The following is a 17,650-nucleotide window of genomic DNA, read 5'->3' on the forward strand; positions in this document are numbered from 1 at the left end:
TCCCTCAATACCCTTTATTTAATTATGAGGTGAGCCTTATCATCGATGAACAATTTACTTTAACGGCTGAGTTAAAGAGCGAATACCAAAGTCGAGTAATTGAGTATGCACGTGAATTACTGCAATTTGAATCGGTAACACCTGATGACGCAGGTTGCCAAGCATGGATTGCAAAAAAGTTATCAATGCTGGGAGCAAAAATCGATACATTTGAAAGTCATGGGGTGAGTAACCTAATTGCTGTTATATCTAATGGTGATGGACCCGATTTAGGTTTTTGTGGGCACACGGATGTTGTGCCCGCAGGTAATCTTAATAAATGGCAAGCCCCACCTTTTGCAGGTGAAATTAAAAATGATTACCTGATCGGTCGAGGCATCGCAGATATGAAAGGCGGTATTGCCGCAGCCTTAGTTGCAGCTGAGATGCTAGTACTCGAAGGGAGCTTTGTTGGGCGACTATGGTTTTTAATTACCAGCGATGAAGAGGGCGATGCTTTATTCGGCTCATGTGAAATTGTAAAACACTTTAAAGATGCAAAACAGGACTTGGATTATTGTATTGTTGGAGAACCGACATCAATAAAGCAGTGCGGTGACATGCTAAAAATTGGACGCAGAGGGGCGTTGAGTTTTGCCATTCAAGTTAATGGAAAAAGTGCGCACGTTGCTTATCCGACTCAAGGCATTAATGCTATCCATCATGCCTGTAGCATTGTAAAAGATTTAATGAAATTTGATTGGGATAATAGAGATAGCAATCAGCTTGGTACAACAATGCAAGTCACTCATATCGACTCAGGCTTGTGCAGCGATAATGTCATACCTGACGCTGTAATAATTAATTTAAATATTCGTTATACCACGGCTTACAGTGAAGATGATCTAATTCATTTAGTCACTCATATTGTAACGCGAACTACTAATGACTTCTCACTAACAACATCGCATGCTTGCAACCCTTATTACTCTGCAGAGAATAGTAAAAATAAACTTTCGCTAATAAAAGAGTGCAAAACAGCCATTAACCAATGTACTGGTTTGCTTCCTCAAACCTCAACTGCAGGAGGAACTTCTGATGGCCGTTTTTTTAGCGATATTTGTCCGCAAGTAGTTGAACTTGGTTTAACTAACGGCACTATCCATCAAGAAAATGAACGAGTTCATATTAGTGAGCTTGGAAATTTAACAAATATCTATTTTACGGTGTTTAAAAAGTTACTAAGTAACCAGAGCTCAGGTTAAATAGCCTTTAAATTGAAATAATTTAACTCTGAAAAGCTAACATACCTTATTACCTAAGAGGCTAAACTAAATTTTATAGGTCATTAAAACAATCATAATAAAAACTACAAGTTGCAAATGAAAACTGTTAGTATTTTTGTTTTCAAATTAAATTTAACATCAATGAAACCCTTATCTATTTTATTTATTATGTTTGTTACTTTACTTGCTAATAGCTATGTACATGCAAGTCCGCAGCCTCTTAATCCACAGCGAATAGTGGTTGCAGGGGGCTCAATAACAGAAGTTATTTACGCCCTTGGTGAACAACAACGCATTGTTGGCGTTGATAGCACCAGTGTTTATCCTGCCGCTGCAACTCAGAAGCCACAAATTGGCTATGTTCGCAAAATAAGCGTTGAAGGTGTGTTGTCATTAAATCCAGATCTTATCCTCGCTGAATCAGATATTGGTCCTAAAAAAATGGTTGAGCAATTAAAGCTCACTGGCGCTAACTTGGTTATCTTGCATGAAAACGACAACTTTTGGCGTATTGAAAATAAAATAGAGCAAATAGCCAAACAATTAAATGTTGTGAGTAAGGGCAATATGCTCGCAGACTCTTTGCAAGCGGACCGCAAGGCCTTGTCATATATTTTAGAGCAAACAAGTACTAAACCTAAGGTTTTGGTTATCCGCAGTAGTAAACTTATGGTTGCAGGGGCAGAGACGACTGCTGATGAGTTGGTAACTATTGCCGGTGGAGTGAATATGATGGCTCAAACAATGGTTAACTGGCAGACGATTTCAAGCGAGGCTGCATTGGCACTAAATCCTGATGTGATTATTAGTATGGGAATTGGCGCCAATGATCAGCAACCAAGCGCTGAAATATTATCTGTTTTTAAATATTCAAATGCGATAAAAAATGCACGTATTTACAATTTTGATGCGCTCTATTTGTTAAGTATGGGGCCTAGAACGCCTCAAGCGGCCGTAGAACTAGCGCATGCATTTTATCCTAAAACACGCTTGCCAGATGGCTATCAATATAGATTTTTAAAATTAGCTGAAAACAGCACAAAACAACAGGACGAGCGATAGTTATGCTGGCGTTAGGAAATAGGTTATTAGCGCAACAACGGATACGGGTTTTATCTATTCCTGTTTTGTTTATTATTTGTATATTGGTATTTTTTATTGCTCTAAGTCAGGGAGGGGTCGTGATAACGCTGCGCGAGACGATGCTTATGCTAACCCAACCGGTAGATGATCAGCTTAAACACGCTATAATTTGGCAGATCCGCCTTCCTCGTATTCTACTTTCGATGGTTGTTGGAGCTGGTTTAGCAACCTGCGGTGCTGCAATGCAAGCTTTATTTAGAAATCCATTAGCAGATCCTGGCTTGATTGGCATTGCCAGTGGTGCAGCGTTAGGTGCAGTAGCAACTATTGTATTAGGAACAAGCTTGTTTGCTAATTTTAGCGACAACTTAGGCTACTATGCGGTGCCTGTAGGGGCATTTTTGAGTTGTATAGCGGTATGCATGTTTATCTATCGGTTGGGCGCGCAAAATGGGCGTTTTACTATCGTTAGTCTACTACTGGCAGGGATTGCCGTAAATGCGATTGTAAACGCTATTATCGGTATCTTAACACTGGTAAGTAATGAGCAACAATTGCGTGATTTAACATTTTGGAGTATGGGCTCTTTGGCGGGGAATCACCTTGCGATGATAATGCCAACACTCGGTATTATTATTGGTTGTTGTATTGGTTTATTACGTTTATCTAAACCTCTTAACGTGTATTTATTAGGAGAGGCTCAAGCGAAGCATGTCGGCATTAATGTGACTAAATTGAAAAAGCAGGTTTTTATATATACGGCACTTTGCACTGCCGCAGCCGTCGCAATTACGGGCGTTATTGGTTTTGTTGGCTTAATAGTGCCGCATATTATGCGCTTAATATTAGGCCCAGATCACCGTTATTTATTACCAGCTTGTATGTTAGGGGGAGCATTAATGCTTAGCCTTGCTGATTTATTTGCCCGTACCATAATGCTACCAGCAGAAGTGCCCATTGGTCTAATAACCAGTGCTATTGGCGGTCCATTCTTTTTGATTATGCTGCTAAAAACTTACCAAGGAGCAAAGTGAACTATGTTAATTGGCAATCAACTTAGCGTAAAAATTAAACATAAAACGTTGCTGGATAATATTGATTTTTATGTAAAACCACATGAAATTGTAGTTATCATTGGTCCCAATGGCGCAGGTAAATCATCATTAATGAAAGCATTATCAGGAGATTTGCCGTTAAGTGGCGGAACGGTAAATATTAATCAACGAGAGTTAAATGAGTATAGTTTGCTAGAGCTTGCTAAATTAAGGGCGGTATTAACCCAGAGCTACGAGTTAGATTTTCCTTTCACCGTTAATGAAGTTGTTGATATGGCGCATTTTAGTCATCAAGAACAGTGTACGCAGGCTACTTTGAAACAGTGCTCTAATGATGCAATGAAAGCCGTAGGGATTACTCACCTAGCACAGCAATGCTTTACTCAGCTTTCTGGTGGTGAAAAGCAACGTACTCAATTAGCGCGTGTATTGTGCCAATTACAGCCAAGTTTAACTCAGCAAAAAAATGCTTATTTATTAATTGATGAGCCAACTGCTAGCTTAGATTTATATCATCAATATGAAGTTATGAACCAAGCCGTTACAACGGCAAAACAAGGCGCGGGAGTTGTTGCTGTTCTTCATGATTTATCACTTGCTGCGAGCTTTGCAGATCGAATTTACATGCTTGATAAAGGAAAAGTTGTTGCTCATGGCTCGCCTGAAGAAGTACTAACACAGCGCCATTTAAGTAATGTTTATAATATTAATGCAAAGCTGCAAACAGATATTGAAGATGTACTTCCCCACATTATGGTGGCGGAAAAAACACTCACAAAGATATGATTTTAAGTTGTATCGATTACATATTATTGAGTGTTTTTATAAATGGGTAACTAGGGCCTGTTTATCTTTTGAGGTTAAATTTGCAGCAGTATGTTTGGTATTTAGGCAAGGCTGAGCCTATGTAGTGTGGTCACTGCCCATAAATAGGCGATAATGCAGTATAAAGACCAAACATGCGCTTCCCTTTGAGGGACGATTAACTCTTTGTTGCCTTGTTATCGACACGATTTTCTTACCTCAAAATAGATCACTTAATTAAGCTAATTGGTATTACCGCAATGAGAGTGGACAAGTGTAGCTACATCTTGTAATTCAATATTTTCAGGTATCGCTATCTCTTTGGCTGATGCCTGTAGCCATGTTGCAGCATCATCAAGTGATTTAAATACGGCTCCAGGTATACCAAAGGCTTTTTGAACGCTCATATTCTGCAATTTTTGATATTGCTCCTCAGGAACAACGATAAGCATCGCTTGAACAAGTTGTTGCATTTTCTCTGCCGCACCATTTTTAAGCCATTCTTGTGTTGCAGGACCCGCCCCTTTAGGGTGTTGTAAGGATGCTTCATCTGTATAAACACGCACTACAATAAATGCTTCAGCTCTATCAAACCAACGATCCCATGATATTAAAGAGTCTAAGTGCATTGCTAGCGTGCACTCCCCCTTTGCTACTGTTACAGCTAATGGCCAGAGGCTGCTATCGTATTTAATTGTTGTCATACTTAATAACCTTTGTTATTGATTTTATAGATTTTCCACAGCAAATAATTTAGCTTTGCCGTGGAAAAATCTGATTGATTAGAATGTATACTGTATGCCCGCACTAATCGTTCTTGGTTGGGTCAATACTGCTGTATCAAAGTTAGTATCAGGTTCATTGCTATCAGCAGGTGCTGTACCTGGATACAATGCAACAGGAGCATCTTCATCAAAAATATTACGTACTGAAAGATACACTTTAGCTTGCTCAGAGATAACGTAGTTCAAACTTGTATCAAAGGTCGCAAAAGCGTCTGTTTTACCGCCTTCATCGTTTGAAATACTGGTATACCAGCCATCAGTGTACTGGCCACTAACGTTAACAACCCAATTATTTGATTGCCATGTGGTCCCTAATTTCATAGAAGCAGAAGGAACCGTAAGTAATGAGTTCCCTTCTAGGCCTGAGTTTGGATAATCAGTGATCTCTGAATCTAACAGTGCAAAACCACCATAAAGATTGAACTGATCATTAATCTGCCAATCGGCATTAAATTCAAAACCAATAGTAGTTACTTCGTCTGCATTTCTAACTACATAAGCTTCATCACGTGAGTTTTCAGGTGTTAAATCAAAAGGTAGTTGCATGTCTGTATATTGCGAATAAAACAGGTTTTGAGATGTGCTTATACTGTTATTAGCCCATTGCTGACGACCATAGATTTCTAAAGAGTTTACGTACTCTTCATCATATTCATAGTTAACAATTGGTGCGCCAAAGGAAATGCCGCCGCCGCCTGCATTATACCCGCGAGATAATTGTAAACCGACAATATGCGTATCACTTACTTGGTAGCTGAGCCCAAGCTTAGGTAATAAGGCACTGTAGTCGTTATCGGATTCTATTTTTGCAATCGCTCTATCAGGATCACCGCCTTCACGTTTGCGGTTTTCTTTTTCGTAGCGTAAACCTGCCGTTAGCTCAAATTTGTCACTAAATGGGAGGGCACCCTCAGAGTAGATTGCAAAATTATCTGAATCATCAGTAAAGCTTTGTTTTACAATGAATTGGATCCAATCATCTTGTTTTGAAGTGTAGTAGCGACTACCAATAACCCATTGTTCGCCGTTATCACCTTGATAGCGTAAACGAGGTTCTATCACAAACTCTTTGTTATCAATATTCGCTTTAGACCCATCTGGCGTAGATTTACGTTCAAAATTAAAGTCTGTTGCTGAAGCCGTTACTTCTAACTGTAGTTGTTGAGTTAATGATGCGCTGTATTCAATGCCTAAGCTTTTAGTATGCGTAACATGAACGGGTTGTTGCGGAAAATTAGAACGACGTTGCTCAAATGGATAATCAATGATTTCACTATTTGGACCACTGTATTTGTTATCGGTTAGTGTAACAACCACGCGTGTACCGTATTTGTCATCGCCCTCATAAAGTAATTTCCCTCTAATTGCACGGCCTTCCATGTCAGCTGGGTCTTTAACACCAGGGTAAGATTCATAATCAACAGATGAACTACGTTCAAATTGATCTGCTGCAATTCGTAAGGAAAACTGCTCCGAAAGAGGTTGATTATAAATAGCTGAAAGTCGTTTTTGGTCTAAATTCCCGCCTTCAGCACGAATTGTGAACTCTTGTTCAAACGTCGGATCTTGTGTTTCTACCCGTATTGTACCTGCTATTGCATTACGCCCAGCTAAAGTACTTTGTGGCCCTCTGAGAACTTCAATTTGTTCAAGGTCCCAAATACCTAAATCGCCAAAAACTATTTCGTTATAAGTCGCTGAACGACCATCAATTTGCCAGTTTAAGCGTGCTCTGCTGCCTGCAAAAAATGCATTCGCGTTTTCTGCGGCTCCAGTACCATCAATACCCCTTACTGTTGGAGCTTTACCAGTACCAGTGACCATTGTGATGTTTGGAATTTCGCTTAATACGTCTCTTACTGTTCTTAATTCGGGGCGGCTTTCAAGTTCTTTACTATCGAAAACAACAACGCTATTACCACTTTGTAGTAGACTTCTTGATAATAACTCTCCAGTAACTTCAATAACGGTCATTTGATCCACTGCGTCATTGTTATCAGAATTAGCTAAAGCTGTAGTAGATGTAAGTGCTGCGAGGGGGATTAAAACATCCTTAAATTTCACAGGTATTCCCTTTTGTAAATGTAAATGATAATTGTTTTTAATACTACATTTGGTTGTATTAAAATACAACACTAAAGTTAATTAATGTTGTATTTTTAACTTAATTGTTAATCAGTAGGGAGGTGGTTTGGCTGTTATTTCAATCTAGGGGCGATTTAATCGCGGCGTGAGGTTGTAACCTAGTGGGCTTGGTAGCGGCTCCTGCGTTATCCTACTGGCAGCGCATGTTTGGCATTTATTCAACGTTATCGCCTATTTATGGGGAATAACCACACTACATAAGCTCAGCCTTACCTAAATACCAAGCATAGAGCTGCAAATTTAACCTCGAAAGATAAACAGGTCCCAGACAAATTTTTTATCTAGCTGTTTCAAATAAAAATTTTAACGACGTATAGTGCAATTTAATTCGTTAAATTGCTCAAAGATTTATGCAGGTTGGTATAACTAGGAATTTTTGAATTCGCACTCTGTGAGCACTATATTTTTGTCACATTGGTAAAATACGGTTAAGTAAGTGTCTTTAGGCACTTGCGGTGAAAGTGCTTGGGTTATTTTAAATTGCAGTTGTTGTTCATTAAAGGCAATGAGCGTAGCCGCTTCAAAGCCAAAAAATTGTTTCACACTTGCGTACAAAGCTTTAAAAATACTTTCTTTTGCTGAGAAGATAATGGTTAACGGGTGTGATACCTGCTCTGCGAACAATCTAAACTGAGGATAGTCATTAGGGTGTAAAATTTGTTCTTGTAGCTCTCGCTCTTGTTTTGCGCTCATTAGCTGTTCGATATCAATACCAATGCCAGCGATATCTGTGCGCTGAGAGGCCATTGCCATTGCAATCCCTTGAGTGTGGGTAATACTACCGATAACTTTATCAGGCCATATCGGCGCGCGATCATTGCCAGAAAGAATATCAAAAGAGAAAATACCGAGTGCGTTTAGTACTTTTTTCGCACAAAATCGGCCAGCCAAATACTCGGCCTTTCGTTTTGTGACTGCTTTTTGAAGTTGCAGCGGTGAAAAAATCTGATAACTCGAAAAGTCACTATCAATAAAGTGGTTACTATCAAATTTACAACAAAAAGTGCTGTGGCTAAGGTAGGGTGTAAACTGAGTATAAGGGGAAAGTTCCATATGCTATTTGCATTTTTCCTAAAATTAAGAGTAGCGCTTTAATGGTACGTTAAAAATATAATAAATAAAGTAAAGTTTATGACCTGTGTTGAGCTTAAGCTCATTGCGTAATGTACAATATGCATGATTAATTAACCTGAACTCTGGATAATAAATCTATATCGAGTAGCTATTGACGCGTAAATTCGCCTTGTTTTCACTGAGAATCTCTGGCTAGAGAAAATAAAGTTAAATATCACCATGATTCAATACGTAGTAAATCTCTTAACCAGAGTTCAGGTTACTTAGTTTTTGAGTGTTTAACGAGTTTGGCACAGAGCTTTGATCTCCTGAATAAGGGCAATGCTTGCTTCGTTATCGCTATGCACACATAAACTATCAGCATGTAAAGGTAATACCTTTCCCGATTGAGTTGTTACACAGCCTGTAGTTAACAGTTGTTTTACTTGCGCAATCAGTGCCGATTTATTATGCACGCTACCAGGAATATTTCGCGACACTAACAGTCCTGCATCGGTATATTGACGGTCCGCGAAGGCTTCTAAAATTAATGTTAATTGGTATGTTTTGGCAAGTTGCTGATGGCTATGTGCTTTAGCCGTTGCAAGTAGCATGAGCTTTAATGGAGTTGGGTAGATGGCAATGGCATGCATGACAGTGTTTAATATTGTTTCATCAGCCATCATGTCGTTATAAAGCGCACCATGTGGCTTTACGTAGCTAAGTGTTAATCCCTGCACTTTTGCCATACCTTCAACCGCTGCAATTTGATAATGTAGGCAGTTTATTAGCTCGCTTGCACTAAGATTCATTGAGCGCCTACCAAAACCTTGCAGATCTGGGTAGCTCGGGTGAGCGCCAATTTGTACGTTATATTGTTTTGCAAGAGTGAGCGTGCTTGCCATTACATCGGCATCGCCGGCATGAAAACCACAGGCAATGTTAGCCATATCAATATGTGGCATTACGCTGCTATCAAGGCCCATTTTCCATGCGCCAAAGCTTTCGCCTAAATCACAGTTAAGTTTCATATTAGTGCGCCTTTTGCTGCTTTATAGTGACAGGTAATACACCATTGGCGGGTGACTGCCCAAGTAGTACTTTTGCAAGCGCGGTAAAAGCAGGGCCAGATACAACATCGTTTTTATCGACATCAATATTATATGCGTAGGATGCAAGTACAGCTTGTGCGTAGTTGCCAAATTCAGCAATATCGTAAGGGGCTCTTAAGCTTATAAATACGGTATTTTTATTATTGGCTTTAGCAAAACTGAGTAATGATTTAAGTGCTTTTGGCTGCTGTGCATTATTGAGTGCAAAATTAGCGTCGTCTTTTAAATCATCCATGCCGCCAATTTCTACCGCACTTTGGTTTGGTGTCGCATTACCTGCAATTATTATATCGGCAGTGGTTATATCGATATGTGCTTGCTGCGGGTTAAAACCTTGCAGGCTGCTACAAGTATAGTTAAGCACTTGAGTGCTTATAGCTTCAATGGCTTGTTGCATTGCCATACACTTACGTGTGTCAGGCATAATAATATGAATATGCTGATCTGTTTTAAGGCTAAGCGGTAAAGTGTTTTTATTATTTTTAACTAGCGTTATAGCCTCCACAGCTAGTTGCGCTTCTATTTCACGATGTGCTGCACTGCCAATTGTTTGTTTTGCATTTATAAGTGCGCTGATAGGGTCCAAATGAGTGTTTAATCTAAACTTATTTTTAAGTGATATTATACGTTGCGCTGATTTAGCTATTTCTTGCTCATCAAGTTGCCCTGATTTAACCGCTGCGGCAAGTGATTTTATAAGTTCATCCAACGTTATTAAATCGTCTGGCGTTCTAATTTCAATTGGCATTAGTGCAATATCAACACCAGCTAAAAATGTATTAATTACCGCTTGAGTGGGTGTAAAGAAATGGCTAATACCAGCCATGTCAAGCGCATCAGTTATTACAACACCTTGGTAATTTAGTTCTCCTCGTAAAATGTCGGTTACTATTTTACGAGACATCGTTGCAGGTTTTATCATGGTTTTTCCATCAACGCTTACAAACGTTGTACTATCTAGCGCAGGATACTGAATATGCGCCGTCATGATCATACCGGGATTTTGCTTTGCAATAATGTATTTAAATGGTGCTAAATCTTGAGCGTAAATAACCTCTTTTTCATGACTTACCATAGGTAAACCAGTGTGACTATCGACGCTGGTATCGCCGTGCCCAGGATAGTGCTTTAACGACGTAATAACCCCATTGCTTTCAAATCCTGCAACTTGTTCAGCACCAAGCTTGGCAACTAAAACAGGGTCTTCTCCAAAAGAGCGTACGTTTATTACCGGATTATCTGGGTTCATATTTACATCGATAGTAGGCGCGTAGTTTACATTAATACCCAAAGAACTTAGCTCTTTAGCAATAACCGTTGCCGTTTTTGTAGCGAAGCTTGTTCCGTGTTTTTTATATGTTGCACCAATCGACATGTTGCCAGTAAATGAAGTAGCTAGATCACGCGGTAACCTAGCTACTCGTCCACCTTCTTGATCTATGGATATAAATAACGGTAGTTTACTACTCGATTTACTTGCTGCATTTTGCAGTTGAGCATTCAGTGTAATAGTTTGCTCTATTGATTGGATATTTTCAGAAAACAAGATAACCCCCCCAATGTTATGCTTTGCAATTATGTGTGCAAGCTTATCTGGTAATTGAGTTAATGGTGTTCTGCATTGTTTATTCGTACCTTGTTCGCAAAAATAGCGAAAATCAAGCATGAGCTTTTGACCAAGCTGTTGTTCAAGAGAAAGTACAGGTTGTGCGAACGAGGATTGTATTGGCATGAAGCACCCAGATAAAAAAACGATAGACGACACAATATACTTATTTAGCAAAACACACTCCAAAGCTAAATAAAATAGATAAGTGTGTGCAGCTTATCTACTTTTTAGTGCAACTGCAAAACATGGTTTTTCTTTACTAAAGCCATTAACGTATTGTAACGAATAGATAAAATTTATATCGTTAAATTTAATGAAAATCAGTACTTACATATATTTTTTCTGTCTTTGTAAACATTAGATTATAAGTTTTCAAGAGGGTATAATTGTAGGCTTTATATACAATAATAAGTGCAAGCTTTAACTGCCTTGTACTGTGGACGATATACATTTGCTGTACAAATTACTACCTGCACTTAATCTAAGGTTACTCATTCTGCTTTTAGCATTTTCTGCTTCGTTGAGCACTCTAGTAAGTAGTTTTTATTCTACTTATCAAGTGCAAAAAGAGCAGTTAATGAATTACACACTAAAAAGCAATTATGCTTATGCAAATAAGTTGGCTTCGGCAACCGATAATTTTTTAGAAGCTGCAATGCAGCAACTTACTTATTCAGCAAAAATAATAGAGCAAGAAATAAATAATGAAAAATTATTGAAAGAAGAAGTAACCAGATTAAATTTACAAACAAATAGTTTTAATTCTGTAGTGATAAACAAGAACGGTATTATTGCAGCGACGTCTCCTGTTTTACCGCAAATAATGGAGCAAACAATTTCTTCTCCAGGCGCAATACAAGCATTGAAAGAAAAGCGCCCGCTCATTAGTAAACCTTATATGTCAGCCGCAGGTAATTTGATAATTTTTATTTCCCATCCGTTATTTGACAATGCAGGGAATTATTTAGGCTATCTTGGTGGATCTCTTTATTTAAAAGAGCGCAGCATTTTGAATGATTTACTGGATCAACATTATTACGATGAAGGGACACATATATATGTGGTCGATTCTTATAAACGCATACTTTATCATCCGGATCATATTCGTATCGGCACCTATGTAAATAATAACGCAATTATAGATGATGTTATTAATGGAAAAGGAGGGATTGCGAATGTTAAAAGCAGCCAACATGTTGAGATGCTAGCAGGCTACGCCCCAGTAAAAAAAGCACATTGGGGAGTTATTGCGCAACGTCCAGTTAAAAATACCTTAGCCTCACTTGATACATTGATTATAGAAGTTATCAAACGTACGTTACCAATGGCGGTTATTACTTTTATACTTATAGGCTTTTTTGCTCATTTTATTTCTAGGCCGCTTAAACAACTCGCAAACAAAGTAAATACACTTGATAACCCGGCTAGTTTTGAAAATTTTGAGAATATAAAAGCATGGTATTTTGAAAGCCAGAGGTTAAAGCTTGCCATGTTAAAAGGTGTGAGTATTTTACAAACTCAAATAGGCCAATTACGCCATGATGCACAAACAGACCCACTTACAGGGGCGCATAACCGCAGAAGTTTAAACGGATTACTTAATCAACTTATGCTTAAGCAAATTCCATTTGCAATATTGGAAATTGATATCGATTTTTTCAAGCGTGTAAATGATACCTTTGGCCACCATAAAGGTGATGAAGCACTAAAAACACTCACCGATATTATAAAAAAACTATCCAGAAAGGATGATGTTGTAGCGCGTATTGGTGGTGAAGAGTTTGTACTCATATTACCAAATGAAGACAGCGAAAGTGCTTTTAAAATAGCGGAACGACTACGAACAACCGTTGCCTCAACAAACATGGACATTATTGGATTTATTACTATTTCTATAGGTATTGCAACCTGGCCTGAGCACAGTAACGATATAGACCAAGTGTACAAATATGCGGATAAAGCACTTTATTACGCTAAAGATCACGGCCGAAACTGCTGTGTAATAGCTGATAAAAATTAACGACTTATAGAACCATCAGTATTTAAAATTGGGTTTCTATAGGTGAGTAATTTACGGATACTTCGACATTTTTTACATCAGAATAAGCACTCAATGATTTAGCAACGGCTTTTATATTATCGTCTTGAGTGACTAGTAACATATAGTTATGCGCAGTCGAGCGTATTAAATTAAAGTTGTTGGCTAAATCCTTTGGTACAAAATCAGATGCAAGCGTAAGAACAAGTGTTCCTGTAACGACCCCTTTTTGTTGCATCGTTTGGTTAAAAACAATATCCCCCTTTTTCAATACCTCTGAGTTAAAAATCAATTTATCGCCTGATGACATAATGCTATTTGCTTGCAGATGTATTTTTTGGCTAACATCTTCTACTGCCGTTTTATTTTTTATGCTGACCTGTGTTGGAGTTTGAGGCTCAGACTGTTGTACGGCTGCAGCAGCTGGCTCTTTGCTGTTATTACAGGCAGTCAAAGTGCCTGAAGCAGTTAATATCAATGCAATTATTAAATACGGCGGTTTCATATTTTTACCTTTTTATTATACAAGATAGAGTTTTTTAGCTTTTTTTTTACACGACTTATTGCTACTGTCATTTGGTATTACATTTAAAATACATTTAATAAATAAAAATTACAAAATATAAACAGGGTGTTTTATGTCTAATTTCAAACTAACCACAGTAGCAACAATTGTTGCAGCTACTTTATCCGCAGGACAACTAACCGCAGCTGAATCAGCGCAATACTTTGATGTAACTGCAAACTCTCAAACTCAAGCAATAACACCAGCGGCAATGCAGCAACGCGCACTAGCTGAGCGAACGACAGTATCTGGTCATCGTTCTATTTATGACAAACAATTGGGTAAAGCCACATTTTTATGGCAAGCGGTGGGGCAAAAGGCGCCAAATATGTCGCTTATTGAGCCTGCAAAACGAAACCAATATGCAGCGGATCTTTATTTAGAATCTCTAACTGGTATTAGCAGTCAGAAAAGCACAATATCATCAGCAGTAATGACTGATTTGCATGAGCAAAAGCGAGGCTCAATAGTCGCAAAGTATAAACAGCAGGTTCATGGTATTGATGTTTTTAATCGTGAATTCAACTTAATAATGGATAAAGAGTTTAACCTTGTGGCTGGCTCTGGTTATTTTGCGGATACGTCGTCAGCTGAAAAATCATTTGCGGCTCTGAGTGGCTTTGTAAATGCTGAGCAAAGCATTCAATCTGCACTTTTGGAATTGGCTGGTATTAATGCATCGCTTCGTAAGATTGGCGAAGAAGGTGGATATGCTAAATATCAGGCCACCTCAGGTGATGATTCTAAAATTATATTAGGTGAACCCCGCGCGAAGAAAGTATTTTTTGAAGTCGCAGGACAATTAGAGTCAGCATATTATGTTGAAGTCGAAGTTGCGGATAAAAATGCGCTTGAAAGCGACTATTATAGCTATGTAATTGGCACTCAAAATAACAAAGTTTATTTTAAGAAAGACTTGAAATCACATGCAGCCGACTTTAATTATCGCGTGTATGCTAATCAAGATGGCTACCCAATGGAAAGCCCTCATGGTGATGTAATTCCAGCTGATGGGCCTGATCAAGTTGATGAAACTGAAATTTTAGACGCGCCAATGGTTGCGTTATCTTATTACAGTAAATTAAGCACAATGGATCCATGGTTAGCTGATGATGCTACGACTACATCGGGCAACAATGTATTTGCTTATGCTGATGTTGTTGCGCCACAAGATTTTAGTGAAGGCGACTTTACAGCTGACACCACAGCCGATCTGACATTTGATTATCCGTACCAAGTAGATCAAGTTGCTAATAGTTACGCTAATCGAAAAGCCGCAATTGTTAATTTATTTTATATGAATAACTTTTTACATGATTTTTTCTACGATCACGGCTTTGATGAAACATCAAATGTTGCGCAGCTATCTAATTTTGAACGTGGAGGCATAGAAGGCGATCCAATTGAAGCACAAGCGCAGGATAATTCAGGACGTAACAATGCCAATATGTCGACACCTGCAGATGGTGCAAGCCCTCGTATGCAAATGTATTTATACAATAGTAAAGATGCACAAGTCGGTGTTGATTTTGGTATTACAGTTACTTCGCATGCGACTTTAGGTTTATTAGATTCAACACAAGAGTCAGGCTTTGGTCAATATCAATTTAGTGATATTAAAGGGGATGTTGTTCGCTTAGACGATGGTAATACAGCCGATTCAACAAGTATTAATGATGGGTGTGAGCCTGCTATAAATGCCGCAGATCTTGCAGGTAAAATAGCGTTAGTCGATCGCGGCTCATGTTCTTTCACAATTAAAGTAAAAAATGCACAAAATGCGGGCGCAATAGCAGCAATTGTTGTGAATAATGACCCAGACACAGATGAGCCAGCGCCAATGGGCGGTGAAGATGATGCAGTTACTATTCCAAATATGGGATTAAATTACGCTGATGGTCATGCTATGTATGACTTAATGGCTGCGGGCGATACTGTTTCTGTAGATATGTTTACTAAAGCAACATTAAAAGATGGTACGTTTGATAATGGTATTATTGCTCATGAATGGGGACACTATATCAGTAACCGTTTAGTGGGTAACTCATCTGGTTTAATTAACTTCCAAGGTCGCGCAATGGGCGAGGGTTGGGGGGACTTCCATTCACTCATGTTTATTGCTAAAGCTGATGATATTAACATTACAGGCAATGATAAATTCCAAAAGGCATATGGTAGCGGTACATTTGTAGAGGACTTTTATTACGGTATTCGTCGCGTACCTTACTCAACTGATACCGAAGTAAATGCATTATCATTCCGCCATATTACAGAAAATGCAGGCGCTGATATTGGAATTACACCAACAAGCGTAGCTTCGCCACATGCCGCAGGCGAAATTTGGGCAACGATGTTATGGGAAAGTTATGTAGCATTAATTAACGAGCATGGTTTTGAGGAGGCTCAAAACCGCATGGCTGACTACCTTGTTGCTGGCTATAAATTAACGCCAGTAGCTCCGCTTTACACTGAAGCGCGTGATGCCATCTTAGCTGCTGCTTATGCTGTTGAACCTGCCGATTATAAATTAATTTTAGGAGCATTTGCTAAGCGTGGCATGGGATTAGGAGCTGAATCGCCAGAGCGTTTCAGTGATGATTTAACGGGGGTTGTTGAATCTGATAAATCTGAGCTTGCTACATTCGCGTTAAGCGACGTGATAGTTAATAACGCATATAACGGTGCTGAGCTTGGTTATTGTACTAACGATAATATTCTAGATAAAGGTGAAACAGGTTCTATTAGTGTAAGCATTGTTAACCGTGGTAGTGAAACCTTAACAGGGACTAAAGCGCAGTTAACGGTAATGAGCGATCATGATGTAACACTTGAAAATGATGGGTTAGTTACCTTTGCTGAAACAGCACCATTTGCAATATCAACAAGTGACGCTATCACTATTACTTTAAATGATGCAGGCACCGCTGAAACACTAGAAATAGCAGTAACCTTCCCTGAGCTTGAAACGGATGATGATATTGTTGAAGCACTAGAAGATTCAATTTCATTCACTGTAAATATAGATTTTGAAGATGAAGCACCTGTCAGTGCTACTGTTTCAGATGATATGGAAGTGTCGGCTGCCTCATTATTTGATTTAAACGAAAATGTAATGTTTGGTGGGGATGCTGCTATCGGTACGCAGAGCATGGATAACAGTGGCAATATAACCACTTTTGATGCTGCGGGCTTTGGCTTAGGCGCTCAGGCAATGTTTTTAAATAACAATAGCTTCCAAACTGATGCGGCGGTTGAGTCTAAATCGTTTGAAATAGGTTACTCAGGTGATTTTGAAATATCATTTTGGCACCTTTACCTCATTGAAGAGAATTGGGATGGTGGTGTTGTAGAAATTAGTGTTAATGATGGCGAGTGGACGGATGTAACGCAAGTGGGTGGGGAATTTAGTGTTGGTTATAACGGCCCACTAATTGAAAATACCTCTCAAGCACTCCAAGAGCGAAATACATTTACAGGACGTAATATTCAAGACGATGGGGCTTTTGGCAACTACGAAACAATTAATTTTGGCGATGCTTTAAATGGCAACCAAGCTAAAATTCGTTTCCGTATTTCATCTGATTCGGCTGTTGCTGATTTTGGTTGGTGGATTGATAATCTAACAATGTCTAACGTGTTATCGCCTGTATTCTCCAAAGTAGTCGCAGGAGACGCTGCAACATCATGTGATAACGCGATGCCATTGTTACTTGTTGAGAGTGATTCAGCAGAAATAACTGAGTCTGGCACTGGCACTATTACAGCGACTGCCACAGATAGAAATGGTGATGCATTAACTTATGCTTGGACGCAAGTTAGTGGCACAGCGGCAACACTGTCGGGTATAGATACAGCAATATTGACTTTCACACCTGGCTCTATAAATGCAGATGAAGAACTTGTATTTGAGGTTGCGGTAAGTGATGGGACGACAACTGTAGCTCAGCAAAGTACAGTAATGGTAAAAAATGAAGCCGTTCCTGTAGTACCAGTAACCAAGAAGAAATCTAGCGGTGGTAGTGTTGGCTTTATTGCTTTATTACTTACCCCATTAGTGTGGTTTAACAGACGTCGTAAAAACGTTAGTAAATAAGTTTAAATAAACGTTATTTAAAAGCCCCTGAATTTATTCAGGG

12 protein-coding genes are annotated in these 17,650 nt (G+C 38.9%); 6 read left to right on the forward strand and 6 right to left on the reverse strand.

Translation table 11 applies throughout. The features are described from left to right. Positions 1-29: 29 nt before the first annotated feature. The 4 genes from dapE (at position 30) to D172_RS20600 (ending at position 4,189) form a co-directional block, all read left to right on the forward strand. Entirely contained in the window at positions 30-1,244 is a 1,215-nt protein-coding gene (gene dapE / locus D172_RS20585; RefSeq protein WP_007376664.1) for a succinyl-diaminopimelate desuccinylase, read from the forward strand. Positions 1,245-1,361: 117 nt separating this feature from the next. Next, on the forward strand, positions 1,362-2,327 hold the full coding sequence (locus tag D172_RS20590; RefSeq protein WP_007376663.1) for a heme/hemin ABC transporter substrate-binding protein: 966 nt from the start codon (positions 1,362-1,364) through the stop codon (positions 2,325-2,327). A 2-nt stretch (positions 2,328-2,329) separates the two neighbouring features. Further along, positions 2,330-3,382: a FecCD family ABC transporter permease gene (locus tag D172_RS20595; protein ID WP_033023434.1), complete on the forward strand. Its 1,053-nt coding sequence runs from the start codon at positions 2,330-2,332 to the stop codon at positions 3,380-3,382. 3 nt (positions 3,383-3,385) lie between these two features. Beyond that, positions 3,386-4,189 (forward strand): heme ABC transporter ATP-binding protein, encoded by an 804-nt coding sequence (locus D172_RS20600; RefSeq protein WP_007376661.1) that lies wholly within the window; start codon positions 3,386-3,388, stop codon positions 4,187-4,189. A 260-nt stretch (positions 4,190-4,449) separates the two neighbouring features. On the opposite strand, the gene D172_RS20605 is transcribed toward D172_RS20600, so the two are convergent. The 5 genes from D172_RS20605 to D172_RS20625 form a co-directional block, all read right to left on the reverse strand. Beyond that, positions 4,450-4,911: a hypothetical protein gene (locus D172_RS20605; protein WP_007376660.1), complete on the reverse strand. Its 462-nt coding sequence runs from the start codon at positions 4,909-4,911 to the stop codon at positions 4,450-4,452. 78 nt (positions 4,912-4,989) lie between these two features. Further along, entirely contained in the window at positions 4,990-7,056 is a 2,067-nt protein-coding gene (locus D172_RS20610; protein WP_033023430.1) for a TonB-dependent receptor, read from the reverse strand. 447 nt (positions 7,057-7,503) lie between these two features. Then, a complete protein-coding gene (locus tag D172_RS20615) occupies positions 7,504-8,190 on the reverse strand; it encodes a 4'-phosphopantetheinyl transferase family protein (RefSeq protein ID WP_007376658.1) in 687 nt (228 codons plus the stop codon). A gap of 299 nt (positions 8,191-8,489) precedes the next feature. Next, entirely contained in the window at positions 8,490-9,221 is a 732-nt protein-coding gene (locus D172_RS20620; protein ID WP_007376657.1) for a 5-oxoprolinase subunit PxpA, read from the reverse strand. A 1-nt stretch (position 9,222) separates the two neighbouring features. After that, positions 9,223-11,034 (reverse strand): glycoside hydrolase family 3 protein, encoded by a 1,812-nt coding sequence (locus D172_RS20625; RefSeq protein WP_007376656.1) that lies wholly within the window; start codon positions 11,032-11,034, stop codon positions 9,223-9,225. 454 nt (positions 11,035-11,488) lie between these two features. On the opposite strand from D172_RS20625, the gene D172_RS20630 reads away from it, so the two are divergent. Next, positions 11,489-12,931, forward strand: coding sequence for a sensor domain-containing diguanylate cyclase (locus D172_RS20630; RefSeq protein WP_007376655.1), 1,443 nt, complete (start codon positions 11,489-11,491; stop codon positions 12,929-12,931). Positions 12,932-12,953: 22 nt separating this feature from the next. Here D172_RS20630 and D172_RS20635 read toward each other — a convergent pair whose 3' ends face one another. Then, entirely contained in the window at positions 12,954-13,454 is a 501-nt protein-coding gene (locus tag D172_RS20635) for a hypothetical protein (protein ID WP_007376654.1), read from the reverse strand. A gap of 133 nt (positions 13,455-13,587) precedes the next feature. Between D172_RS20635 and D172_RS20640 the strand changes: the two genes are divergently transcribed. After that, positions 13,588-17,607, forward strand: coding sequence for a rhombosortase-dependent M36 family metallopeptidase (locus D172_RS20640; protein WP_007376653.1), 4,020 nt, complete (start codon positions 13,588-13,590; stop codon positions 17,605-17,607). The last annotated feature ends 43 nt before the right edge of the window (positions 17,608-17,650 follow it).

The sequence above is a fragment of the Pseudoalteromonas sp. Bsw20308 genome (genome assembly GCF_000310105.2).
GTDB lineage: Bacteria > Pseudomonadota > Gammaproteobacteria > Enterobacterales > Alteromonadaceae > Pseudoalteromonas > Pseudoalteromonas fuliginea.